At 58.1% G+C, this 22,610-nt stretch carries 22 protein-coding genes and 1 pseudogene; 9 read left to right on the top strand and 14 right to left on the bottom strand.

Going from position 1 to position 22,610, the window contains the following annotated elements; all coding sequences use genetic code 11:
* The first annotated feature begins 79 nt into the window (after positions 1-79).
* Positions 80-736: an XRE family transcriptional regulator gene (locus Q1A89_RS20315; protein WP_299732913.1), complete on the top strand. Its 657-nt coding sequence runs from the start codon at positions 80-82 to the stop codon at positions 734-736.
* On the opposite strand, the gene Q1A89_RS20310 is transcribed toward Q1A89_RS20315, so the two are convergent.
* The 6 genes from Q1A89_RS20310 to Q1A89_RS20285 form a co-directional block, all read right to left on the bottom strand.
* Positions 737-1,804, bottom strand: a complete 1,068-nt coding sequence (locus Q1A89_RS20310; protein WP_299732910.1) for a DUF3445 domain-containing protein — start codon at positions 1,802-1,804, stop codon at positions 737-739.
* Entirely contained in the window at positions 1,801-2,784 is a 984-nt protein-coding gene (locus tag Q1A89_RS20305; RefSeq protein WP_299732907.1) for a PDR/VanB family oxidoreductase, read from the bottom strand. Before Q1A89_RS20305 ends, Q1A89_RS20310 begins: the two co-directional genes overlap by 4 nt.
* Positions 2,781-3,377, bottom strand: a complete 597-nt coding sequence (locus Q1A89_RS20300; protein WP_299732904.1) for a dimethylamine monooxygenase subunit DmmA family protein — start codon at positions 3,375-3,377, stop codon at positions 2,781-2,783. Before Q1A89_RS20300 ends, Q1A89_RS20305 begins: the two co-directional genes overlap by 4 nt.
* 58 nt (positions 3,378-3,435) lie before the next feature.
* On the bottom strand, positions 3,436-4,587 hold the full coding sequence (locus Q1A89_RS20295) for an aminomethyltransferase family protein (protein ID WP_299732901.1): 1,152 nt from the start codon (positions 4,585-4,587) through the stop codon (positions 3,436-3,438).
* A 155-nt stretch (positions 4,588-4,742) separates the two neighbouring features.
* Positions 4,743-4,916 (bottom strand): hypothetical protein, encoded by a 174-nt coding sequence (locus Q1A89_RS20290; protein WP_299196343.1) that lies wholly within the window; start codon positions 4,914-4,916, stop codon positions 4,743-4,745.
* 21 nt (positions 4,917-4,937) lie between these two features.
* A complete protein-coding gene (locus Q1A89_RS20285; protein ID WP_299732898.1) occupies positions 4,938-6,341 on the bottom strand; it encodes an ammonium transporter in 1,404 nt (467 codons plus the stop codon).
* 203 nt (positions 6,342-6,544) lie between these two features.
* Between Q1A89_RS20285 and Q1A89_RS20280 the strand changes: the two genes are divergently transcribed.
* The 4 genes from Q1A89_RS20280 to glnT all read left to right on the top strand — a co-directional run bounded on the left by Q1A89_RS20280 (position 6,545) and on the right by glnT (position 10,910).
* Positions 6,545-7,474, top strand: a complete 930-nt coding sequence (locus Q1A89_RS20280) for a glutamine amidotransferase family protein (RefSeq protein ID WP_299732895.1) — start codon at positions 6,545-6,547, stop codon at positions 7,472-7,474.
* Positions 7,475-8,152: a GXGXG domain-containing protein gene (locus Q1A89_RS20275; RefSeq protein WP_299732892.1), complete on the top strand. Its 678-nt coding sequence runs from the start codon at positions 7,475-7,477 to the stop codon at positions 8,150-8,152. It begins immediately after the preceding gene.
* A gap of 9 nt (positions 8,153-8,161) precedes the next feature.
* Positions 8,162-9,505 carry an FMN-binding glutamate synthase family protein gene (locus Q1A89_RS20270; RefSeq protein ID WP_299732889.1) on the top strand — a complete coding sequence of 448 codons (1,344 nt, stop codon included), beginning with the start codon at positions 8,162-8,164 and terminating at the stop codon, positions 9,503-9,505.
* A gap of 70 nt (positions 9,506-9,575) precedes the next feature.
* Positions 9,576-10,910: a type III glutamate--ammonia ligase gene (gene glnT, locus Q1A89_RS20265; protein ID WP_299732887.1), complete on the top strand. Its 1,335-nt coding sequence runs from the start codon at positions 9,576-9,578 to the stop codon at positions 10,908-10,910.
* A gap of 38 nt (positions 10,911-10,948) precedes the next feature.
* Here the strand turns inward: glnT and Q1A89_RS20260 are convergent, their stop codons facing one another.
* Positions 10,949-11,341 carry a hypothetical protein gene (locus Q1A89_RS20260; protein ID WP_299732885.1) on the bottom strand — a complete coding sequence of 131 codons (393 nt, stop codon included), beginning with the start codon at positions 11,339-11,341 and terminating at the stop codon, positions 10,949-10,951.
* 156 nt (positions 11,342-11,497) lie between these two features.
* Here Q1A89_RS20260 and Q1A89_RS20255 point away from each other — a divergent pair, with 156 nt between their 5' ends.
* Positions 11,498-12,832, top strand: a complete 1,335-nt coding sequence (locus Q1A89_RS20255; RefSeq protein WP_299732882.1) for an NAD(P)/FAD-dependent oxidoreductase — start codon at positions 11,498-11,500, stop codon at positions 12,830-12,832.
* Here the strand turns inward: Q1A89_RS20255 and Q1A89_RS20250 are convergent.
* Genes Q1A89_RS20250 through Q1A89_RS20240 form a run of 3 tightly spaced genes read right to left on the bottom strand, consistent with a single transcriptional unit; the run spans position 12,829 to position 15,979 of the window.
* Positions 12,829-13,239: a hypothetical protein gene (locus Q1A89_RS20250; RefSeq protein ID WP_299732879.1), complete on the bottom strand. Its 411-nt coding sequence runs from the start codon at positions 13,237-13,239 to the stop codon at positions 12,829-12,831. The two genes, Q1A89_RS20255 and Q1A89_RS20250, sit on opposite strands and share 4 nt — an antisense overlap.
* The gene (locus tag Q1A89_RS20245) at positions 13,236-13,613 is read right to left on the bottom strand and encodes a hypothetical protein (protein ID WP_299732876.1); all 378 of its coding nucleotides are present in this window, start codon (positions 13,611-13,613) and stop codon (positions 13,236-13,238) included. Before Q1A89_RS20245 ends, Q1A89_RS20250 begins: the two co-directional genes overlap by 4 nt.
* On the bottom strand, positions 13,610-15,979 hold the full coding sequence (locus tag Q1A89_RS20240; RefSeq protein ID WP_299732873.1) for an aminomethyltransferase family protein: 2,370 nt from the start codon (positions 15,977-15,979) through the stop codon (positions 13,610-13,612). The genes Q1A89_RS20245 and Q1A89_RS20240 overlap by 4 nt, the downstream gene beginning before the upstream one ends.
* Before the next feature lie 137 nt (positions 15,980-16,116).
* Between Q1A89_RS20240 and Q1A89_RS20235 the strand changes: the two genes are divergently transcribed.
* Positions 16,117-16,956, top strand: a complete 840-nt coding sequence (locus Q1A89_RS20235; protein ID WP_299732870.1) for a DMT family transporter — start codon at positions 16,117-16,119, stop codon at positions 16,954-16,956.
* Here the strand turns inward: Q1A89_RS20235 and Q1A89_RS20230 are convergent.
* Together Q1A89_RS20230 and Q1A89_RS20225 are read right to left on the bottom strand one after the other, a co-directional pair.
* Entirely contained in the window at positions 16,941-17,969 is a 1,029-nt protein-coding gene (locus tag Q1A89_RS20230) for a helix-turn-helix domain-containing protein (protein ID WP_299732867.1), read from the bottom strand. The genes Q1A89_RS20235 and Q1A89_RS20230 overlap by 16 nt on opposite strands.
* A 1-nt stretch (position 17,970) precedes the next feature.
* The gene (locus Q1A89_RS20225) at positions 17,971-18,855 is read right to left on the bottom strand and encodes a bifunctional 5,10-methylenetetrahydrofolate dehydrogenase/5,10-methenyltetrahydrofolate cyclohydrolase (RefSeq protein WP_299732864.1); all 885 of its coding nucleotides are present in this window, start codon (positions 18,853-18,855) and stop codon (positions 17,971-17,973) included.
* Between the two features lie 364 nt (positions 18,856-19,219).
* On the opposite strand from Q1A89_RS20225, the pseudogene Q1A89_RS20220 reads away from it, so the two are divergent.
* Positions 19,220-19,561: pseudogene (locus tag Q1A89_RS20220) on the top strand (transposase); the annotation flags it as partial.
* Between the two features lie 208 nt (positions 19,562-19,769).
* Here the strand turns inward: Q1A89_RS20220 and Q1A89_RS20215 are convergent.
* Together Q1A89_RS20215 and Q1A89_RS20210 are read right to left on the bottom strand one after the other, a co-directional pair.
* A complete protein-coding gene (locus Q1A89_RS20215) occupies positions 19,770-20,447 on the bottom strand; it encodes an SDR family oxidoreductase (RefSeq protein ID WP_299732861.1) in 678 nt (225 codons plus the stop codon).
* A gap of 17 nt (positions 20,448-20,464) precedes the next feature.
* The gene (locus tag Q1A89_RS20210; protein ID WP_299732858.1) at positions 20,465-21,541 is read right to left on the bottom strand and encodes an aldo/keto reductase; all 1,077 of its coding nucleotides are present in this window, start codon (positions 21,539-21,541) and stop codon (positions 20,465-20,467) included.
* A 3-nt stretch (positions 21,542-21,544) separates the two neighbouring features.
* On the opposite strand from Q1A89_RS20210, the gene Q1A89_RS20205 reads away from it, so the two are divergent.
* Positions 21,545-22,372 carry a LysR family transcriptional regulator gene (locus tag Q1A89_RS20205; protein WP_299732855.1) on the top strand — a complete coding sequence of 276 codons (828 nt, stop codon included), beginning with the start codon at positions 21,545-21,547 and terminating at the stop codon, positions 22,370-22,372.
* Positions 22,373-22,610: the final 238 nt, after the last annotated feature.

Raw genomic sequence — 22,610 nt, 5'->3', positions numbered from 1 at the left:
AAATTTCACATTATGTTGGGTTGTATACACCAAGAACCAATTTGTTTCCCGGCAATTGGCTGCATAGAAAGCGGAAAGTGTGAACATCGAAAAAATAGATGCCGACGTGGCCAGCAAACTGACACAGGATCCGCACCGCACGCGGGATGGAGAACGCGAAAAGGTTCTCGAAGTGGCCATCGGCCGCGAAGTGCGCGCCTTTCGCCGCCAGCAGGAAATTACCGTGGCAGAGTTGGCCCAGATCACAGGGCTGTCCATCGGCATGCTGTCCAAGATCGAAAACGGCAATACGTCCCCGTCGCTGAACACGCTGCAATTGCTCGCCAATGCGCTGTCTGTTCCGCTGACAAGCTTTTTCCGCCGGTTCGAGGAAAGCCGTCAGGCCGTGCACACCAAGTCCGGCGAAGGGGTGTCCATAGATCGCGAAGGCACGCGCGCCCATCATCAGTACAATCTTTTGGGCCATATCGGATCGAACGCCTCGGGGGTGATCGTTGAGCCGTACCTGATCACCCTCACGGCAGAGTCTGACGTGTTTCCGACTTTTCAGCATGGCGGGATCGAGACGATCTATATGCTTGAGGGCGAGGTCGATTACCGTCACGGCGACGATGTTTATGCGCTGAAATCGGGCGATACGCTGTTCTTTGACGCGGATGCGCCGCACGGGCCCGAAAAACTGGTGTCGCTGCCGGCGCGCTACTTGTCCGTGATCAGCTATCCGCAGAACACCTGACTATTTGGCCAGCGGCGGCTCGGTTTCGAAATCCGGCCAGACGCCGGGTGACGTGGGCAGGCCATCGTCGAATTGCGACAGGTAGTCGAGCATCATCGGTCTGTTGTCGATGAACCCCTTGTAGGTGGCCAACTCAACCGGCAGGTCGCGCACCACGCGGTGCAGGCGACGTCCCCATTTGGGCATCGTCATCAGGTCCTGAAAGCTGCACAGGTAACACCGGATCGGAAACACCAGTCCGTTTGAGCGGGGCAGGCGGAAAAAGGTCTGCAACTCGACACGCAGATGCTGTTTGGCACCGATGTTTTCGGGCGTCAGCGTCGTCTTCTGGATGCCCCATTTGTGGTAGTTTTCCGGGCTGGTATCGAGCAGCGGATTGACCGTCATGGTCCAGTTCAACCGGCGTGCAGGGGCCCCTTGCTGGATGTTGAGCAGGAATTTCAGGGCGCGGACAAAGATGCCCTTTTCATGGGCCAGTGGCACCGGCGCGTGCCATTCAAAGAAGTTCATGCCGATGTCGAAATCAAGGCTCCAGTCGGCTTGCGTCGTCACCATACCTGCGTCCATCCACAGGTTGTTATCCCGTTGATCAAGAACACAGAAATCGCCTTGGGTCTGGCGTGTGATGTATTCCATCGGTCCATAGGGCAGGGTGGTGTCGTCCAGAAAGGTGAACGTGTCGTCGATGCCCAGCGGTTTGTTGATCCATCGCCACGTGTTGCCATCGCGGTGCAGTTCGAACAGGTCGGGGTAGTCCTCGGATTTGGAGACCATGATCAGTTCCAGCAGGTCCCAGCCTGCCAGTGTCATATGCGGCAAGGACTGGCAGCGCAGCGGATCGTCCGCAAGCACCATCGCCCGGTCGCGCATCTCGGACACGTAGTGTTCGTCCACATCGAACCGCTTTTCATAAACCGATCCCTCGGGCCCACCCCGATGCTGTTCCATGTTGACTGCATACATGTAGCTGTCTTCGTGGAAGGGGAACGGGAAGCGTTTGATCGCCCAATCGGAGTTGTGGAACGAATAGTCGTCGCGAAAGGTCTCGTCGTTGAATTGAATGGTCATCGTTCAAGCTCCAATGTCCCGATAAAGCGGCTGACGCAGGGCATGATTTTCTTGCCCGAGGCATGGTCTTCGTCTTCCAGCCAGTGATCGCGGTGGATGAATTCGCCCTCAGCACGGGCCACGTCCGTTTCGCATTGTCCGCAGGACCCACCACGGCACAGGAACGGGGCCTCTACACCGGCGCGCTCAATCGCTTCCAGCAAGCTTTCGTGTTCGCCCACGGTGATCGTCTTGTCGGACTGGCACAGGCGCACCTCGAAGGGCACGCCGGGCTCGGGGGCCAGAAACTCTTCGGAATGCACGTTGGCATCCGGCCAACCGGCGGCTGACGCCGTGGCATGCACCCAGTTGATCATCCCTTTGGGTCCGCAGACATAGGCATGGGTGCCAAGCGGTTGCCCGTCCAGCAGATGTTCCAGATCAATCGCTTGGTTCTGATCGTCATAATACACATGCACCTTGTTGGGATGCTTGTAGGTCAGCTGATCCACATAGGTCCCAAGCGCCTCGGTGCGGCAGGCATAGTGCAGCTCCCACGCGCCACCCATCCGTTCAAGCTGGGCAATCATCGACATGAACGGGGTGATCCCGATACCGCCTGCAAAGAACAAATGTTTGCGCGCGCGCAGGTCAAGCGAGAACAGGTTCACCGGATATGTGATCGTCATCTCGTCGCCCACCGTCACATTGCGGTGCATGAACAGCGATCCGCCACGCCCCTCGTCATCGCGGCGCACGGAAATGGCATAGGTGCTCAGGTCCGCCGGGTCGGACATCAGCGAATAGGGGTTGAGCCGGGCCCGGTCCCCGTCCTGCATAGTCACGACCGTATGCGCGCCGCCGGAAAAGGGCGGGAACAGTGCGCCGTCGCGGCGCTTGAATTCGAACCGGGTGACAAGGTCGTTCAAGGGCTCGACCGCCGCCACGACCACGTCGATCTTTTCGGCACCGGGTTTGGCTTTTTGGGGGGCTGCGCTCATTCGTAAATCCCCTTGGGTGCGGGCACATTGCCCGGATCCTCTGCGTCGATGCACACGCCTTGATAGGCGGCCAGACGGCGCGAATAGTGATCGCGCACAAACAGATTCAGCCCGCAATGGCTGCATTGAAACGGGTCGGTTTCCACATCATCGGTGATGCCTTTGCAATGCACGCATTGCATGCGGCGGGCCACCGATCCGCGATGTTCGGTCTGAATTGCCGTGTGGGGGATGCCCGCCATCATCGCCTCGTTCTGGGCCTGGCCCATCAAACCTTCGGTGCCGGTCAGGTACACCTGCAACCCCATGTGGGCGTCCTGCAGCACGCGGCGGATGCGCGACACGGACGCGGCATAGGTCGGCCCCTCGTAAAACTGCGCCGGGCCCAGGGCGCGCAACTGGTCCGCAAACGCAGCGCCGCGCGGGATATAGATGATGTGGGTTTTCGCCATCAGGTCAGGCGTTGCGATGCCAAGGATCGCCTCGGCCCCCTCGCCATCGGCGATCATCAGGTGCCCTTTTCCGGGCCGCGCCTCAAGCGTGCCATAGACCGGGCGGCTTTTGATCGACGGGGGGAATTCAAACTTCGACATAGCTGTCCTCGTCACGTGAAAAGGGCGCGTGGATCGGTCCCCGCGCCCTTGGAAGATATCAGCCCTTGGCAGTGCGCACGGACTTGTCCTTGTCGTAGAATGGCATTTCCTCGGCCGTTGCAGCAAGTTCGGTGCCATCGGGCTGCACAACGGTCAGCTTGGTGCCGGGCGACGCGACCGACGGGTCAAGCCGCGAAATGGCGACAGAATAGCCGTTCAGGTCCGACGACAGGCCATAGGTGATGACGCCGACGTCTTTGCCTTCGTGATGCACGCGGGCAAACATCTCCATCCGGTCCATGGCGTCGCCTGACAGTTTCACACCGTAGATCTTGAACCGCTCCTTGCCTTCCATGGCATAGTGGTTTTCGGATCCGATAAAGCCGGTCTTGCCGGGCGATACGGTGAAATCGAGGCCCAGTTCCCAAAGGCTGTCGCCTGCGGGCGAGCCGTCTTCGAATGGGAAAGTCTCGGAATTGTCGCCGGGATAGAACAGCAGATAGGATTCAATCCGCAGCATATCGAGGGTGCTGAACTGGGTCGGGCGCACATCGTCGCCGCCTGCCTTGAGCACGTTGTCCCAGATGTGCACTGCATCCTTGGCGCGGCAGAAAATCTCGTAACCCCGCTCGCCTGTGTAGCCCGTGCGCGAGATCATGACGTCGCGGCCATAGAGGCGGGTCTGTATGATCCCGAAATAGGCCAGATCACGGATACCTGGGATGTCTTTCGCCAAAATGTCCACTGCCTTCGGCCCCTGCAGCGACATGTCGTGCAGATCGTCATCCATGATCACGGAACAATTCTTGGCGGCGGCCACGGTTGTCAGCTGCTCCATCCCGATGCCGGTGCCATGCACGACCAGCCACGAGTTGACCGCGATGTGGTAGATCACGCAGTCATCCACGAACAGGCCACGATCATCGAGCATGCAGGCATAGACGGCTCGACCCGGCGCGATCTTTTCGACATTGCGGGTGGTCACCCGGTCGATCACATAGGCGGCGTCCTCGCCAACAACGTGCACTTTCTTGAGGCCCGATACATCCATGAGGCCCGCCTTGGTGCGGATCGCCTCGTAATCGGCCTTGGCGCGTTCGGGTGTGTCGTCATAGAACCACGCCGTCCCCATGCCATTCCAGTCTTCAAGCTCTCCACCGATTTCGGCGTGACGCCCCGCAAGGGCGGAGTTTCTCCATAGAATGGCCATGGTGTTTTTCCCTGTTCGTTATGAGTCTTGTTGTTTTACATTGAGCCTCAGCGCATATCGAAAATCAAGAATGCTATGCAACTTTTTTTCCTGCTGGGCAAAATTGAATAGATAAGAGGCGACCGGTGGCCGCCCCTCGCGCACGTCTGGCGCGCTTACTTCTCGAATTGCTTGGTCTTGGCGCTTTCGGTCTTTTGACCAAACAGCAGCACAGCCACGCAGATCACCATCGCTATCAAGGTATAAAGGCCCGGCATTGCGCCGCCCCATCCCATGAACATCGCCCCGTCGACAACCGACCAGCTTGCTTCGTCATATGGAAAACCCATGATTTCGTCCTTTCTGTTCAGTTACTCGCCGGGCGCCAGATTGACGCCGGGTGCGGGGATTCCTTCGGGGTAGCCAGCGGCCGGTACCTTGACCATGTCCATGCCAGCCAGTTCCGCGCCCTCGGGAATGCGCAACATGCCCATCATCTTGAGGACAAGAGACACCGCGTATCCTGGGACAAAGCCGAGCAGGAAGAACACGACAGCCCCCACGATTTGACCGATCAAACTGATCGTCGGCACTTCGCCTGCCTCACCCTGAAGCGCGGGATATCCAGAGGCGAACACACCCAGCAGAACCACACCATAGAGGCCGATCGTGCCGTGCACCGTCACCGCGCCCACCGCATCGTCGATGCCGCGATTTTCCAGCCATGTTGCACAGGGCTTGAGGATCAAACCCGCGGAGAAGGCGACAATGAAGGCCAGCGCCGGGAAGTAGATATCGAGGCCCGACGCGGTCGAGATGATCCCCGCAAGCGCACCTGACATCATCCAGAACGGATCACGGGTCAGCACCCACGCCCCGATGATACCGCCCGCAATCGCCATCAGGATGTTGAAGGCCAGAGCCGACAACGTGATGGGCGTGCCGTAGATGGTGGACGGTTTGTCCGCAAACCAGCTCCACGCCTCGCCGGGGACAATCACGCAGGCCATCAGGAATCCCCAGAAGCCCACGATGATCAGCATCAGGCCCGTCACCGTCAGCGGCATATTATGCCCCGCGATGTGATTGGCTGTGCCATCCGCGTTGAACTTGCCGATGCGCGGCCCAAGGTTGATCAGAACGCCAAGGGCAAAGAACCCGGCAACCGCGTGCACAAGGCCCGCCGCACCAAAGTCATGCACGCCCCATTGCGTGACCATCCAGCCATCTGCATGCCAGCCCCAAGCGGCGGCAACGACCCATGCAAAGGATCCAAGGACAACGGCAAGAATCACGAAGCCGACCGTCTGAATGCGCTCGATGACTGCGCCAGACATGATGGATGCGGTTGTTGCCGCAAATAGCGCAAAGGCACCAAAGAACACACCGGATGCCTGATCCGCAATATTCGGACCCATGTACTGGGCGCTTTCACCCCAGCCCCACGCGATGGCATTGGCGTATTCCACACCCGATATGCCCGCAGGCCCCGGTGCGCCCGGTAAACCCGTGGGGAACCCCCAATAGACCCACCAGCCAAAGAAATAAAAGGTCGGGATCATGAAGGCGAAGGCCAGGATATTCTTGACCCCCGAACTCAACACGTTCTTGAGGCGCGAGGCACCCATCTCGTAGGCTAGGAATCCCGCATGGATGATGATCATCAGCGGGATGGTTAGATAATAGAATGTTTCGGCAAACATGGTGTTTGTCACACCACTCTTACCCTGCAGCGCGGCAATCTGGGCCGTCAGCTCTGCGATTTGCTCTTCCACGGTGAACCCCCGTATTGGACTGTTGGCATTGTGCGCCGTCGTATGCATTGCGCGACGCTGGCCAAATTGAACCACGACAGGTTTCTTCTGGCGACTCTTTTTTTAACTGAAGTGAAAATTAGTTTCCCAACGGTTGAGCATGTGATGTAACGATGTTAGCGTTCGAGTCGAACGACAGATCACTTTTTGGGAGGGCCTTCGCCATGTGCGGGATCGTCGGACTTTTTCTAAAAGACACCTCGCTGGAGCCACAGCTTGGCGACATGTTGACGGACATGCTGATTACCATGACGGATCGCGGCCCTGACAGTGCGGGCATCGCAATTTATGGTTCTGAAACAAATGGTAACGCCAAACTGACCGTGCAATCGGGCGCGCCGGAAAGAGATTTTGACAAGCTGGATGATGACCTGCGCAAGCGCATCAAGGGCAAGGTGTTGATGGGGGTTAAGGACACCCACGCGGTGCTGTCGATTAAGGCCGATCAGGTCGCCGCGGCACGCGAAATCCTGACCGAAATCCGCCCCGATGTGCGGGTGATGAGCCACGGGTCCACCCTCGAAATCTACAAGGAAGTCGGTTTGCCCAAAGAAGTGGCAGAACGCTTCGACATCCGGCACATGTCCGGGACCCACGGCATCGGGCACACCCGCATGGCGACCGAATCTGCTGTCACAACCATGGGAGCGCACCCGTTCAACACCGGCGTCGACCAGTGCCTTGTCCACAATGGATCGCTGTCCAACCACAATTCGCTGCGCCGCAAGCTGCGTCGTCTTGGCGTTCATATCGAGACGGAAAACGACACCGAAGTGGGGGCGGCCTACCTCACGTGGAAAATGCAAAAAGGTTCGACTCTGGGCGAGGCGCTGACCTCCAGTCTTGATGACCTCGACGGGTTCTTCACCTTTGTAGTGGGCACGAAGGACGGGTTTGGCGTCGTGCGTGATCCGATTGCGTGCAAACCTGCTGTGATGGCTGAAACCGATCAATATGTGGCTTTCGGGTCTGAATACCGCGCGCTGGTGAACCTGCCGGGGATCGATCAGGCCCGCGTCTGGGAACCCGAGCCTGCCACCGTTTATTTTTGGTCGCACAACGCGGCCCCCACCGCGCAAGAGAAAGCGGCTTAAATGCAGACATTTGACTTAGAGGCGGAGGGCCTGCGAGCGCTAAACTCCACGCTTCATGCACAGGCAGCAAATACAAATCAGACCCATTGGGAAATCGTGAACCCGAAAGGCAGCCACGCCATCGCGGTGGGTCTGGATGCACCGATCGAGGTGGATATCAAAGGGTCCACCGGCTATTATTGCGCCGGCATGAACAAGCAGGCCAAGGTGCATGTGCATGGCTCCGTCGGGCCGGGCACGGCGGAAAACATGATGTCCGGCATGGTTATCGTTGAAGGGGACGCTTCGCAATATGCCGGTGCCACCGGCCATGGCGGCACGTTAGTGATTAAGGGCAACGCGTCCTCTCGCTGCGGGATTTCGATGAAGGGGATCGACATCATCGTGCACGGCAATATCGGGCACATGTCGGCCTTCATGGCGCAGTCTGGCAATCTTGTCGTTTGCGGCGATGCCGGCGAAGCGTTGGGCGATTCACTATACGAGGCACGCCTGTTCGTGCGTGGGTCGGTCAAATCCCTTGGAGCGGATTGCATCGAAAAGGAGATGCGGCCTGAGCATATTGCCATCCTTGAGGAATTGCTGAAGCGTGGTGAATGCGATGCCAAGGCGTCCGAATTCAAACGCTATGGATCAGCGCGCGAGCTTTATACCTTCAAAATCGATAACGCGTATTAAGGGTAGACCATGAAAGACGACCAAAACGGCGCCCCGCGCACGATGCCGATCCAGTCGGCCACTTTTTCAAACTCCGTGAATGCTGAAATCCGGCGCGCGGCGGCGACCGGCATCTATGACATTCGCGGCGGCGGGGCAAAACGCAAACTGCCCCATTTCGATGATCTACTGTTTTTGGGCGCATCCATATCGCGCTATCCGCTCGAAGGATATCGCGAGAAATGCGAAACCTCGGTCACGTTGGGCACTCGGTTTGCCAAGAACCCGATCCAACTGGACATCCCGGTCACGATTGCAGGCATGTCCTTTGGTGCGCTTTCGGGCGCTGCCAAGGAGGCATTGGGCCGTGGCGCGACCATGGCGGGCACGTCGACCACGACGGGCGACGGCGGCATGACCGAGGAAGAGCGAGGCCATTCCAACAAGCTGGTCTATCAGTATTTGCCTTCGCGTTACGGGATGAACCCGGACGATCTGCGCCGCGCTGACGCCATTGAGATCGTGGTGGGGCAGGGGGCCAAGCCCGGCGGTGGCGGAATGCTTCTGGGCCAAAAGATCAGCGACCGCGTGGCCGAAATGCGCAATCTGCCCAAGGGGATCGATCAGCGTTCTGCCTGCCGTCACCCCGACTGGACCGGGCCGGATGATCTGGAAATCAAAATCCTCGAGCTGCGCGAGATCACCAATTGGGAAAAGCCGATCTATATCAAAGTCGGTGGCGCGCGTCCCTACTTTGACACGACACTTGCTTTAAAGGCGGGCGCGGATGTCGTGGTGCTTGACGGGATGCAAGGCGGCACGGCGGCCACGCAGGATGTGTTCATCGAACACGTCGGCCAACCGATCTTGGCCTGTATCCGCGAGGCTGTGCGTGCGCTGCAAGACCTCGACATGCATCGCGAGGTGCAGCTGATCGTTTCAGGTGGGATACGGACGGGCGCGGATGTGGCCAAGGCTATGGCGCTGGGGGCTGATGCTGTCGCCATCGGTACCGCCGCGCTTATTGCGCTGGGCGACAACGACCCCAAATGGGAGGCCGAATACAACGCTCTCGGGACGACCGCCGGTGCCTATGATGACTGGCACGAAGGGCAGGACCCCGCCGGGATCACGACGCAAGATCCCGAATTGATGAAGCGTTTTGACCCTATCGAAGGGGGGCGCCGGCTCAACAACTATCTCAAGGTGATGACGCTTGAGGCGCAAACCATCGCGCGGGCCTGCGGCAAGAACCACCTTCACAATCTTGAGCCTGAGGACCTTTGCGCGCTGACGATGGAGGCCGCGGCGATGGCCAAAATCCCGCTGGCGGGCACCGACTGGTATCCCGGCAAACCGGGCACCTCTTACTGATCACCACAACGAAGGGCGCGGCCATCACGGCACGCGCCCTCACCACATAAAGACCGACAGGGACAGATAGATGACCACTGATCTTGCACAGTTCGCCGCCGACAATGGCGTAAAATATTTCATGATTTCCTTCACCGACCTTTTTGGCGGCCAACGGGCCAAACTGGTGCCCGCACAGGCCATCGCCGATATGCAGGAAGATGGCGCGGGTTTTGCCGGTTTTGCGACTTGGCTCGATATGACACCTGCCCACCCGGACATGTTGGCAGTGCCCGACCCGTCCTCGGTGATCCAGCTGCCTTGGAAACCCGAAGTGGCGTGGGTTGCGGGCAACTGCGTCATGGAAGGCGAGGACGTCGCCCAGGCCCCCCGCAACGTGCTGCGCCGCCTGATTAATGAGGCCGCCGCCGAAGGGCTGCACGTCAAGACCGGGATCGAGGCGGAGTATTTCCTGATGACCCCGGACGGCAACCAGATCAGTGACGAATACGACACCGCCGCCAAGCCCTGCTATGACCAGCAGGCGGTGATGCGCCGCTATGACGTGGTGCGCGAGATCTGCGACTACATGCTTGATCTGGGCTGGGGACCTTACCAGAACGACCATGAGGACGCGAACGGCCAGTTCGAGATGAACTGGGAGTTTGATGATGCGCTGCGCACCGCCGACAAGCATTCCTTCTTCAAGTTCATGACCAAAAGTGTGGCCGAAAAGCACGGGTTCCGCGCAACCTTCATGCCCAAACCGGTCGAAGGGCTGACGGGCAACGGATGCCACGCCCACATCTCGGTCTGGGACGCACCGGGTGCAGACGCCAAGACCAACGTCTTCGCGATGGAACCGAATGACAGCTCGCAAACGGCTGAACTCGGGTTGTCCGAAAAAGGTCGCCATTTCCTTGGCGGGATCATGAAGCACGCGAGCGCGCTGGCTGCGATCACCAACCCGACGGTGAACAGCTACAAACGCATCAACGCACCACGCACGATGTCAGGGGCCACATGGGCGCCTAACACGGTGACGTGGACGGGCAACAACCGCACCCATATGGTGCGCGTCCCTGGCCCAGGTCGCTTTGAGTTGCGCCTGCCGGATGGGGCGACGAACCCCTATCTGCTGCAAGCTGTCATCATTGCGGCCGGCCTTGACGGTATCCGCACTGAGGCCGATCCCGGCAAGCGCCACGACATTGATATGTATGCCGAAGGCCACAAGGTGCGTGGCGCACCCAAGCTGCCGCTGAATATGCTGGATGCCTTGCGCGAATACGACAAGGACAAGGGCCTAAAAGCCGCTATGGGCGAAGAGTTCTCGGCCTCTTACGTCAAGATGAAGACGCAGGAGTGGAACGATTTCACGGCGCATTTCTCGCAGTGGGAAAAGGACAATACCCTCGATATCTGATCCGATACTGCGAAAGGGTGAAGTTGGTTGCGAGGTGCCTAGCGCAACCAGCCCGCGCGTGCAGCGATGGTCGCGTACCAGAAAAGTGCTACGCCAACCAAGACGGACAGGATGGTGCTGGGGGCCATCCCGACCACCAAGACTGTCTGAATGACGGTCACCACAATAGCTAGCAGTGACACCAGAAAGCCCACCGAGGCCATGCGGCGGCGCAAAAGCAGCAGGATGCAGCCAAGCGCCCCGCCAAACACGGCAAAGCCGAAGGCGAGCGTTGCCCAGAGCGGGCGCGCGGTGATGATCAATTGATAAATCTCGGGCATCTGCGCGACGGCGTCCGCATTCATCTGCGTGATGAAATTGAGACATCCCATCAGGTTCCAAACGAGGCCCAGCACCGCAATGATCCAAAAACTGAAATGTGGTTTGACCATGGTGCGCCCATTTTTGCCGTGATGAAGTGCCCGACATCAACACCATGGCACAAGGAAAGTCACGTCTGCATTTTCACTCTTGTGCAAATTAGTTGACTTGCAGGGATGATGGCGGTCGAATTGGTACAAACTGAATATTGCCAGGAGAGTCGCACAATGCCCAAACGTATCGCCATCATCGGGGCCGGACCGTCGGGGCTGGCGCAGCTGCGCGCGTTTCAGTCCGCCAAGCAAAACGGGGAAGATATCCCCGAGGTCGTCTGCTTTGAAAAACAGGCCAATTGGGGTGGTCTATGGAACTATACCTGGCGCACTGGTGTGGATCAGTATGGCGAACCGGTGCACGGGTCGATGTACCGCTATCTTTGGTCGAACGGCCCCAAAGAGGGGTTGGAATTCGCGGACTATTCCTTTGAGGAGCATTTCGGCAAGCAGATCGCATCATATCCGCCTCGCGCGGTGCTGTTCGACTATATCCAGGGTCGGGTTGAAAAGGCAGGCGTGCGGGACTGGATCCGGTTCGAGACGGCGGTGCGACGCGTCGAGTTTGAAAACGGCACCTTCAGCGTCACGGTCAAGGACCTGCCGAATGACCGCGAATACACCGAAAAATTTGATCATGTCGTTTGCGCTTCGGGGCATTTTTCAACGCCGAACGTGCCGGAGTTTCCGGGTTTTGAAACCTTCAAGGGCCGTGTGCTACACGCCCATGATTTCCGCGATGCGCTTGAATTCAAGGATCAGGATATCCTGATCGTCGGCACCAGCTATTCCGCCGAGGATATCGGCTCGCAATGCTGGAAATATGGGGCGAAATCTATCACCGTTTCTCACCGCACGGCGGCCATGGGATATGACTGGCCCGACAATTGGGCTGAAGTGCCGTTGCTTACCCACGTGGACGGCAAGATTGCGCATTTCAAGGATGGCACCAGCCGCGATGTGGATGCTGTCATTCTGTGTACCGGGTACCAGCATCACTTCCCCTTCATGGCCGACGATCTGCGCCTGAAAACGGCCAACCGGTTGGCGACGGCGGACCTGTATAAAGGCGTCGCTTGGGTCGAAAACCCCGCGCTTTTCTATCTTGGAATGCAGGACCAGTGGTTCACCTTCAACATGTTTGACGCCCAAGCCTGGTGGGTGCGGGACGCCATCATGGGCAAGATCGACACGCCGTCGAAGGCCGAGATGGAGGCCGATGTGGTTGACCGTGTGGCGCGCGAGGATGCTGGGGCTGATGACTACGATGCGATCTGGTACCAGGGGGATTACATCAAGGAATTGATCGCCGAAACTGATTACCCCTCATTCGATGTTGAAGGGGCCTGCAAGGCGTTCAAAGAGTGGAAGGGCCACAAGAAGCAGGGGATCATGACCTTCCGCGACAATGGGTACAAATCGGTGATGACTGGGACAATGGCGCCCAAGCATCATACACCTTGGGTCGACGCGCTGGATGACAGTATTGACGTGTACTTGCAGAATTAGGCGGGCGGGGCGACGCGCAGAAAGATGAAAGTCTGCTGCAGCGCGCCCTTGTCCTTGATCGACACGCTAACCTGCCCCGTGTCCGTGTCGAATGTTCGCAAATCATAGCTGTCGGGGTGGTTCACCCCCTGATCACTGACGCCCTCGGTGTTCAGGCACTGAGCCGTGGCGTCGAGCAACCGGGTGAACGCATCGGTCGCGGCCTGCACGCGGTAGTCAAAAGGCCAACGACAATTGACTGCGCGCGCGCCTGACAGGTCCTGCGATATAGCGCAGATACCAGCCTTGCCCGAAGGCAAAGCGATTTCGGTGATAGTGCCGTTGGAAAGTGCCGTCAGATCGGCGCAATACGTATCCGCATGGGCCGCGACAGCGCTGAGCGCCACGGCTGCTGCAAAGCGGATCATGGCGTCACCAACTGTTCGCCTTCGACCAGTTCGAACGGCGTGGGCGGTGTCTTTTTGCTGACCCAATAGAACGTGCCGGCCCATTCCATCACGAACCATCCTTCCCAATCGGCGTCCCGAGGCCAGATGCTTTGGTATTCGTCCTTTTCTGCGTCTATGCGCCATTCCCCACGGGCCGAGCGCGCGCCCTCTTGCGCGTAGATCGTGGTGCCATCCGCGTCGAAATATTGGCGGTAAGGCGTGCCGTCCCATTTGCCTATGGCGGTGTTGCCGGACAACAGCGCGTCGATCTCGTGGGCACGCAGCTTGACCGATTGGGCGTGTGCGGGCAGAGCGAGGGCGATTAGCCCAACAAGAATAGCGCGGCGTATCAAGAGCGGGGACGTTCCTTTTTCGGATCGTAATGGGCAAAGGGGACGATTTCAGCCGGGAGCCGCTTTTGGTGGCCATCGAGTTTTCCGACCTCAACCGGAGTGCCGATGTCGGCATGGGCCACGTCGATCCGGGCCAGGGCGATGTTCTTGTCCAAGAGCGGTGAGCGCATCGACGACGTGATTTCGCCAATCTGTGCGCGCCCGATATGGATGCAGTCGCCGTGATCGACCTGCACATTGCTGTCGATGTCGAGGCCGACGAGTTTACGGCTGGGATGCTCCTTGCGCCGGATCAAGGCGTCGCGTCCGATGAAGTCGTCGGGTTTGGATTTGAGCGGTACGGTAAAGCCGATGCCTGCCTCGAAGGGGTCGGTCTGGTCGGAGAAATCGTAGCCGGCAAAGATCAGCCCCGCTTCGATCCGTACCATGTCAAGCGCTTCGAGTCCCATGGGGCGCAGGCCGTGGTCCTGCCCTGCACCCCAGATCGCGCCAAAAATCTCGGACGCATCCTTAGGGTGGCACATCACCTCGTAGCCCAGCTCGCCCGTGTAACCCGTGCGGGAGATTACGAAAGGGGTGCCGGATTCATTGTTTAGCCGTGCGGGGGTGAAACGGAACCAGCCAAGCTGGTCGAACTCGGGATTGTGCGGCGCGGTCCAGACGATCTTACGCAGCAGGTCGCGGCTTTCGGGGCCTTGGACAGCGACATTGTGAAGTTGGTCCGTGGAGGAGCGAACAAGCACTTTCAGCCCGAGTTTTTCGGCCTGTTCACGCAGCCAGTCGCCGCCATAATCATTGCCGCCGATCCAGCGGAAGTTGTCCTTGCCCAGCCGGAAGACGGTGCCGTCGTCGATCATGCCGCCGTGCTCATAACACATCGCGGTGTAGACAACGCCGCCCACGGCCAATGTTTTCATGTTGCGGGTGAAGACGTATTGGCACAGCGCCTCGGCATCGGGCCCAGTGATCTCGAACTTGCGCAGGGGCGACAGGTCCATGATCACCGCCTTTTGGCGGCAAGCCCAGTATTCCTCGATCGGGCCAGCCTCGGCAAAGCAGTTGGCCAGCCAGTAGCCATTGTATTCGACAAAGTTGCGGGTGTGCTTGGCGAATTGATCGTGAAAGGCGGTTTGTTTGGTCATTTTGGGGTCCGCATCAGGGGTGGGCCGGTAGGCGACACTGCGTTGAAAGGTCTCGCGCCCACTATAGGTGCGCACGTGGATGTCGGTGGGGTTCCAGCCGTTTGCTGCTGTTGTGTCGTCAGGGCACGCGGAGGAGACGCAGACGATGTCCGTCAGCGCGCGCAACAGCACGTAGTCGCCGGGGCGCGACCATGGTTCGTCCGAATACATCACCCCATGTTCGTCGAGATAGGTGTTGAAGAAGAAGTTGATCGCCATCCAGCCGGGGCGGCCCGTGACGTTGAACTTGGACAGGGCCGCGTTGAAATTTTCGGAACAATTGACGTGACCGGGATAGCCGATGTCGTCGTAGTACTTGGCCGAGCAGGCCAGCGCGAAGGCGTCATGGCGACCGCAGGTATCCTGCACCACCTCGACCAATGGCAGCATTTCCTGATCGTAGTATTTCGCGTGCAAACCCGGCATGGGATAGGCGTGGCCCATCAGCGTGCGGGTGGTTGTCACGTCAAGCGCATGCTCGATCCCCTTATCGAGTTTGCGCGCCGAAAAGCATTCGAAATCCGTGCACTGGCGGCCATCGACGTCGATAATCTGGATGTAGTCACCCGCTTTAACAAAGAACGCTTCGGCGGTCTGCGTGTGCACGCGGATGTCGGAAACCGGGTCGGCCAGCGGGCAAGGCAATTCGAATTTGACGTGGCTTTTGATCGTGACACGCTTGATCATAACGGTAAACGGCGTGAGGGTATCCTGTACTTCGAAATCCATGGCCCCGCCGGGGGCCGCGATGATCAGTGTGCCGTCGCGCATGACACGCATTGTCTGTTCGGTGCCAGCGCGGGTTGTGGCATCGAACAGGCGCACCGCGCGTGCGGCAGCAAGATCGATCTTGCGTGCATTAAGGCCCATACGCAGCCCGCGCAGCGAATGGTTGTCGCCAGCAAGCAAGGCGCGCAACCCGTCCGCAGGGGCATCGGCGACCTGATCGAACAGGCTTTGCTCCGCGCGCCCCCGCGCGTCGCTGCCGACGACTTCGCAGACCTGCCCGCCCTCATCATTAATGATCGTCACCAGATCACCCGTTTCGACCGGAATGAGCACCGCGCCGCCCCCTTGAACGACATAGCGTTCGGTGCCCGGCGGCATCGAAAACTGTGCAGGCTCCACGATCCGGCTTGGGCGTGGCGGGCCGGGCCTGACATTTGGATAGGGGGTGTCGAGCATCTGGGCCTCCCAAGCGGCGCAAATTTGCACTAGCGGAATAAATATTTAACTGAGAGAATACTCTGGACGCATACCCGCTGCAAACAAAAGGGGCACCACCGCGTGAGAAAATCAATCCTTTCTGCGGTGCGGAGCCCATGGGTGCACTGACTCTCGGACTGATCGCCGCCGTTTGCTGGGGCGTGCATGACACGCTGGTGCGTTACATTTCGCAGCGGGTGGGCGTGTTTCAATCTCTTTTCCCCGTCCTCGTGAGCGGTTGCATCGCGACAGGTGGCCTTGCGCTGGTCCTTGGTGCGGGCGCGCTTGAGGGGGACGCAAAACTTTATGCCGCTGCGTCGGGCGTCGTTTTTGGTCTGACCGGGCTCGCGTTTTACAGGGCCTTGGCCATCGGACCGGTTCGGGTCGTTGCGCCGGTTGTCGCGGCCTTTCCGATCTTGTCGGTCGGTTGGGCGGTGGTGAATGGGCAAGTTGTTTCGTCTTTGCAGTGGATTGCGGTGCTGATTGTCGTGGGCGGATGCGGTTTCGTTGCAGCGACCTCCAAGGACGATGATGGCGTGGGTGCGCAACCTGCCGCCATTCTGTGGTCAGTTTTGGCGGCCATCGGGTTTGCGGTGTCATTTGCCTTGGGGCAGCTTTCGGTCGAAGGCGGTGTCGAGATGACGGCCATTGCCTTGGCGCGGGTGGGGGCCGTAATCATCGTTGGGGGGCTGGCATTGGGGTTACGTCAGCCCGTGATGCCACCTGTCTCGGCGCTGCCGGTGCTGATGGTGATGGGCGCGCTGGATGCAATCGCCATCGGGGCAGTCATGCTTGCCGGGTCATACGCATATCCCTCCTTTGCCTCGGTCGCCGCATCGACGTTCGGGGTTCTGACGATTGCCCTTGCGGCGGTGTTCCTGCGCGAAGCGGTTGCACGCACCCAGTGGGTCGGGATCGCAATCGTGTTTGGGGCCATCGGCTATCTGGCGGTCTGACGGCCCGCATAGGTCAGAACCTGGATACTCTTGCGCGACCGCATCTGTGACGGTGTCACGCCGAATTCCGCCTTTACCGCCTTGGCCATGGTCGTGCACGATCCAAAACCGCAGGCGATTGCAACATCGATCATCGGAAGCAGGGATTCCTCGATCATCGTGCGCGCCCGTTTGACCCGAATTCGTTTGTAGAACCGGGCGGGTGTGTCATTGAAGGTCGTACGAAATACACGCTCCATATGCCGAGTCGAATAGCCGACACGCGCGGTAATCTCGTTCATCGACATCGGCTCGTTCACGGTGTCTTCCATCAGGCGGATCACTTCTGTCAGGCGGGCGTCAAACAACCCTTCATTGTCGGCCATGCATTTGGGTTGTTCGGCATCACTTTTGCGGATGGTCTGCAACAGCAGATGATTGCCCAGCTCCGCTACCTGCACACTGGTGAGATAAGGCGCGACAAGCCCCACCATCAACTCCAGGGTCGCTCCCGCGCCCGCCGCCGTGATGATCCCGTCCGAGTTTTCGCTGAGATGAGAGGTGAGCTTCGGGTAATAGCCGGTCTCGACCAGGTTCGTGATGTCGCGCCAATGTGTGGTCACGCGTCCGCTCGGTGCCTTTGTCGCCGTGATATAGGCTGTCGCGGAATCCGACAGCAGCACCACGGTGCGCGCCTTGCGTTGCATCGCGCGGACTCGCGGCAGCCACGTGCCCGTTGCGGCACCTTGCCCGCCCACCACGACCATCATGTCGGCAAGTCGATGGTCGGAAATGGCAGGCTCTGCCCGCACGAGTGTGCCCTGATCGCTGGCGACGATCCCCGGCATGTTCGTACTGAAGCGCCAGGAAAACAGGTCGCGCTGCAGCAGTCTGTTCGCGGTGGCCAGCACATGGGTGATGGAGGTCAGTTCGAGCCCGCTGAACCCCTTGGTCACATGGATTTCGATCACGCGGGACTGCACGTTGTTGTCTATCTGTGCTGCGACCTCAAAGCGGGTGTCCGGCTTGCCCATGTCAGTCCATCCATCCTGCGGCAACCTGGCGCTGGTAGGCCACGACTGCGTTGCGCATCAGGATCGCGACGGTGACCGGGCCAACGCCACCCGGGACGGGCGTGATCCAGCCTGCGAAATCGCCGACCGCGTCAGTGTCCACGTCGCCCACGATCTTTGCGGTGCCATCCGCTCCGATGATCTGGTTGATGCCGATGTCGATGACCGCAGCCCCCGGTTTGATCATGTCCGGCCCAAGGAAATGCGGATTACCAACCGCTACCACGACCACGTCGGCCCGGCGTGAATGCATCGCGACCGACCGCGTCAGGTGGTGGCACACGGTCACGGTCGCTCCTTTCGCCATCAGCATCATCGCTGCCGGTTTGCCCACGATCTCTGAATGCCCGATCATGACCACCTCGAGACCTTCAAGATTGAGCCCTGTCGCCTTGATCAATTCGACGCTGGCCGCGGCCGTGCAAGGAGCAAGCGCGACATCCGAATAGACAATATTGCCGATAGAGGCTGGGTTCATGCCTTCAACATCCTTGAGCGGATGAATGGCAGATTGGAGCGATCGAAGGTTGATGTGATCGGGCACAGGTCGTTGCAAGATAATTCCCAGCACCTGTGTGTCATCGTTCATGGCCTGAATGCGGGCCTTGGCCTCGTCCTGGGTGATGTCGCAGGGCCAGAATTGCGTCTCAAAGGGCAGGTCGGCCCGTGCCGCGCCACGTTCTTGATTGCGTACATAGACTGCTATTTCTGGTACATCACCGACAGACACAGAAACAAGGCGACCTACGGGGCCGTTTCGTTCGATAAAAGAACGACAGTCTTCAAGGATCCGCGCGGCAACGAGGCGACCGTCGATGCGGTTGTGGTTTTGAGTGTTGTCTTTCACGGGCTATACAGTTTTTTGCGACGGTGTTTTCTGCAAGACCGTGGCAATTATTTTCTTGAAGTGCAACTTTTTTTCCTGTGGGTACGCAATTTTTTCGAGGTGTGACGGGCTGCGGGTCGCGTTCCTTCAGGCTTGAAAATACCAGCATGAAGCGGCCAAACCTGCTTCAGAACAGACTCTCCCGCTCGCAGACTTGCTCTCTACTCGTCATGTTCTTGAGCCTGAGACCGGCGCTGTGGACCGATTCGACATCCATTGATGCTTTCAAGACGGACGGATACCGTTGAAAAACTTTTGCATAGTTGAGACGTAAGCGGTTGATTCAAGTCTCCCAACAGTCGGAAGGTTTGGCCATGACGGGGCCGTGGCAAGGGCGCAAGCGGCACTGCTTTATGAATTTTCGCTTGAGGAACGTTTCCCACAAGATCATTTGGTAAAGTAGATTGGTCAGTTCGTTGAACTCAGTACTCTGCGCGCACATCTAGCGGTTTTCTACAGCCACACTGGCCGCCTCTCGGTCGGTTCTGAACTTCTGATCAGGATCCTGTTGATCGGGTATTGCTTTCGCATCCGCTCCGAGCAGCGGCTTTGTTAGGAGGTGCATCTGTACCTCGCCTATCGCCAGTTTTGCCGCCTCGATTTCGAGGTTCGGATTCCGGATCACTTAACCTTCCCCAAGATCCGCCATGGGCATTTCTGTGAGAGTGATGAATGTCTGCAGTGGGGATGCTGCTGCGCGGAGACTATTTAGACAAGGTATGTCTCCTATGGGCCGGCCTTGCATAGCGAAGCATCACAGATCATGACTATGCCGCGCTGCCTCCGAGATCCGTAACGAGCCCAAAATCACGGATGCTGCAACGAGTACCAATGTCAGCGTTCTCTGACTTCGCGTGATAGACGAACTCGAACGATCATGCTGGGACGGAGACCTGTAGCCCGTTGTGTTTGCCTCCCAACGAAAGGAAAAATGGGGCGGCTTTCTCAGCCCATTCATGCGGTGACTGAGCATTCCGCGCCGCATCGCCAAGGGCAGATTGCGACATTTCAGTTTCGATTGAGCCTGGATCGACGGACAGCGCCGCTAGTCCTTCCGGTAGATCCTCAGCCAGCGCAAGTGTCATCCCTTCGATTGCCCATTTGCTGGTGCAGTAAGCCCCGACATTGGGCGACACCGACCGGCCCCAACCACTGCTGATGTTTGCAACGACGCCAGTCCGGCGATCAATCATCGCCGGTACGAAATGTTGAATGGTTGAAAAGACGGCTGTCACATTTGTTGACATCAGCACTTCGAAATCGGTTCGGGAAACTTGCCACAAGGGTGCGTTCCCATTGATCATAGAGGCATTGTTAATCAGCAAGTTCGGAACACCCCAATTGGACGTAAGATGTTTTGCCCATTGTTCAATTTCATCGGCAGATTGCAGATCAACCGAGGTGAACGAGTGTTGTGGACCTAACGCGGTCTTCAGATCTTCGATAGCACTCTCGTTTCGTGCGCAACCGGCCACTTCATGACCCAGATTGGCAAACTCCGCGCTCAATGCGCGACCCAACCCTTTGCTGACACCTGTGATGACTATTTTCATGGTTACAGCCTCCGGGCTTAGCGTGGACGTTCTTCAGCGTCGGGATCACGCGGAACCAAAGTTTCGATTTCAGTCATGGCGGATTGGGGCAGTGGCCCAAAAGCCAATGTACCTGCAATCCCTTGTATTTGCTCCACAGTGCGCGCGCCGGGGATCGGAATGTTGGCGCCTCCTTTTGCCCAAATCCACGACAAAGCGCCTTGTACGATGCTCCGGCCGTCCGACATCAGAAGCTCTCGGATGGCGTCTAGCGATGTGAGGTAGTCCGGATTTGCTTTTCCGTCCGTGTAGTACTCCATCCAAGGTGCGCCGGATGCTCGGATATCCTGTTTGGGCAGGACGTCGTTGGCCCCATACTTTCCCGACAGCAAACCCATAGCCAGTGGCGAGCGGATGAGTGCAGTGAGTTGATTGTCCGAAACGGTGGATTGGATTTTTGGCGCATCGAAAAACACATTCATTGCATGTTCGACTGCAACAAAAGATGTCCGGTCAGACAGCGCCCTGGTCCGATCAGAATAGTCCGTACTCCATCCGTACGCTCCGATTTTTCCGGATTGAACGGCTGTCTCCAGTTCGTCGAAAACAGGAACAGCCTGATCGATGGGCATCTCATTCTGGTGCAGCAGGATCAGGTCGATGCGCTCACGATCAAGCCGCCTGAGGCTTGCGTCGATGGCAGGCAGCGCATCCTTTGCTACCGGCAATTCGAAACTCAATTGTCGTGTTTTTTCATCTATGCCAATGCCAATCTTCGTGATGACAACGGCCTCAGAATTTCCGGCGAGAGCTTTCCCAAGCAACCGTTCCGAATGACCCGCGCCATAGGCTGCTGCCGTGTCGAATACGGTGATGCCACCATCTAACGCCGCATGAATTGTGCGAATTGATTCATTGTCGTCGGCGTTTGCGTACCCAAGGGATTGATCACCAGAATACATTGCGCCACCCATGGGCCAGCATCCCATGCCCAACGGATTTATCGTGTGATCCAGAAAGTTGATCATATCGATGACGTGCCTCTTTTTGCTTTCATCGAACTCAGGTAACTGGCAATGCCTATTCAAATCCATGAAATAAAATGTAATGATCATTTCATGGATGAAACTCAATTCGACTGGGACAATTTGCGATTGTTTCTCGCGGTTGCGCGTGGAGGCGGGCTTGCCGGTGCAGTTGCAACAACGGGGAAGAGCGCTCCAACATTAGGGCGCAGAATGCTGCAACTGGAACGCCGGCTGGGCCAGGAGCTCTTTTACAGAAACGCCCGTGGATACGACCTGACCGAACACGGTAAGACGTTCCTTGACAAGGTCGTTGCGGTCGAGAACGGGCTTCTTCCTGCCATAAAAACCGACGGGGCGACGAAACTTCCTTTGATAAAGGTGTCCGCAGGCACATGGGTTACAAAGGTTCTGTGTGAAAACTTGTCTAGCATCATTCAGAATGATGCTCTGCGTCTGCGCTTTATTGCGGCCGAAGAAATTCTCGACATTGGCAGGCGCGAAGCCGTTGTCGGCATTCGCAACCATCGGCCGGGAGATCCTTGGCTTGCAGGACGCAAAATAGGGACAGTGAAATTCGCCAGTTACGCGCAGAACCGCACATGTAGACCGTGGATACATGTTCTGGGATCGACGCCATCCGCAAGATGGGTCGAGCGCAACTCTGGAGCTGACAGAACCATCGAAGTGACAAGCCCACGAAATGCCATCGATCTTGCCTTAACCGGCGCAGGCCGGATCGTTCTTCCAACCTTTGTTGGGGACACAACAGCCGGGCTTTGTCGACTTGCAGACCCGATTGAAGAGCTTGAGCATGAGCAATGGCAAGTCATGCATCACGAAGACAGATATTTGCCGGAGGTGAGAAACGTCATCGACCGCATTTTCGAGGTGCTTGTTTCTGTCTCCTCGAAAGAGTGAAACTGATTTTCACAGCGGAACATAACCGGACTTTTGTTTGGTTACGTGGAAGGACCGCTCCGTCCGCAGTGCAGTCATCCACCTTTCTGAAATGCCGCGCGACAGTGCCAACGTCCGCTATCCGGGCTGCACTAGCAGCATCTTCAGCGGTATTTGAACGTCATCTGTGGGTGGCTCCTGCATTGCAAGAGTTTTTTAGCGATTTTCGCGGTCGTTTCGTCAGTACTGTCGTCTGTCC

This window comes from uncultured Tateyamaria sp., from assembly GCF_947503045.1.
Taxonomy (GTDB): Bacteria; Pseudomonadota; Alphaproteobacteria; order Rhodobacterales; family Rhodobacteraceae; genus Tateyamaria.
Note: the sequence above shows the minus strand (reverse complement) of the source record. Positions and strands in the feature narration are given on the sequence as shown.

What these genes read in the sequence shown, in the direction of transcription:
- Q1A89_RS20210 (WP_299732858.1), bottom strand. Translation starts at nt 21,541, where the DNA reads ATGATCATTACATTTTATTTCATGGATTTGAATAGGCATTGCCAGTTA.
- Q1A89_RS20215 (WP_299732861.1), bottom strand. Translation starts at nt 20,447, where the DNA reads ATGAAAATAGTCATCACAGGTGTCAGCAAAGGGTTGGGTCGCGCATTG.
- Q1A89_RS20240 (WP_299732873.1), bottom strand. Translation starts at nt 15,979, where the DNA reads ATGCTCGACACCCCCTATCCAAATGTCAGGCCCGGCCCGCCACGCCCA.
- Q1A89_RS20205 (WP_299732855.1), top strand. Translation starts at nt 21,545, where the DNA reads ATGGATGAAACTCAATTCGACTGGGACAATTTGCGATTGTTTCTCGCG.
- Q1A89_RS20230 (WP_299732867.1), bottom strand. Translation starts at nt 17,969, where the DNA reads ATGGGCAAGCCGGACACCCGCTTTGAGGTCGCAGCACAGATAGACAAC.
- glnT (WP_299732887.1), top strand. Translation starts at nt 9,576, where the DNA reads ATGACCACTGATCTTGCACAGTTCGCCGCCGACAATGGCGTAAAATAT.
- Q1A89_RS20280 (WP_299732895.1), top strand. Translation starts at nt 6,545, where the DNA reads ATGTGCGGGATCGTCGGACTTTTTCTAAAAGACACCTCGCTGGAGCCA.
- Q1A89_RS20255 (WP_299732882.1), top strand. Translation starts at nt 11,498, where the DNA reads ATGCCCAAACGTATCGCCATCATCGGGGCCGGACCGTCGGGGCTGGCG.
- Q1A89_RS20310 (WP_299732910.1), bottom strand. Translation starts at nt 1,804, where the DNA reads ATGACCATTCAATTCAACGACGAGACCTTTCGCGACGACTATTCGTTC.
- Q1A89_RS20260 (WP_299732885.1), bottom strand. Translation starts at nt 11,341, where the DNA reads ATGGTCAAACCACATTTCAGTTTTTGGATCATTGCGGTGCTGGGCCTC.
- Q1A89_RS20250 (WP_299732879.1), bottom strand. Translation starts at nt 13,239, where the DNA reads ATGATCCGCTTTGCAGCAGCCGTGGCGCTCAGCGCTGTCGCGGCCCAT.
- Q1A89_RS20290 (WP_299196343.1), bottom strand. Translation starts at nt 4,916, where the DNA reads ATGGGTTTTCCATATGACGAAGCAAGCTGGTCGGTTGTCGACGGGGCG.
- Q1A89_RS20305 (WP_299732907.1), bottom strand. Translation starts at nt 2,784, where the DNA reads ATGAGCGCAGCCCCCCAAAAAGCCAAACCCGGTGCCGAAAAGATCGAC.
- Q1A89_RS20300 (WP_299732904.1), bottom strand. Translation starts at nt 3,377, where the DNA reads ATGTCGAAGTTTGAATTCCCCCCGTCGATCAAAAGCCGCCCGGTCTAT.
- Q1A89_RS20295 (WP_299732901.1), bottom strand. Translation starts at nt 4,587, where the DNA reads ATGGCCATTCTATGGAGAAACTCCGCCCTTGCGGGGCGTCACGCCGAA.
- Q1A89_RS20275 (WP_299732892.1), top strand. Translation starts at nt 7,475, where the DNA reads ATGCAGACATTTGACTTAGAGGCGGAGGGCCTGCGAGCGCTAAACTCC.
- Q1A89_RS20270 (WP_299732889.1), top strand. Translation starts at nt 8,162, where the DNA reads ATGAAAGACGACCAAAACGGCGCCCCGCGCACGATGCCGATCCAGTCG.
- Q1A89_RS20235 (WP_299732870.1), top strand. Translation starts at nt 16,117, where the DNA reads ATGGGTGCACTGACTCTCGGACTGATCGCCGCCGTTTGCTGGGGCGTG.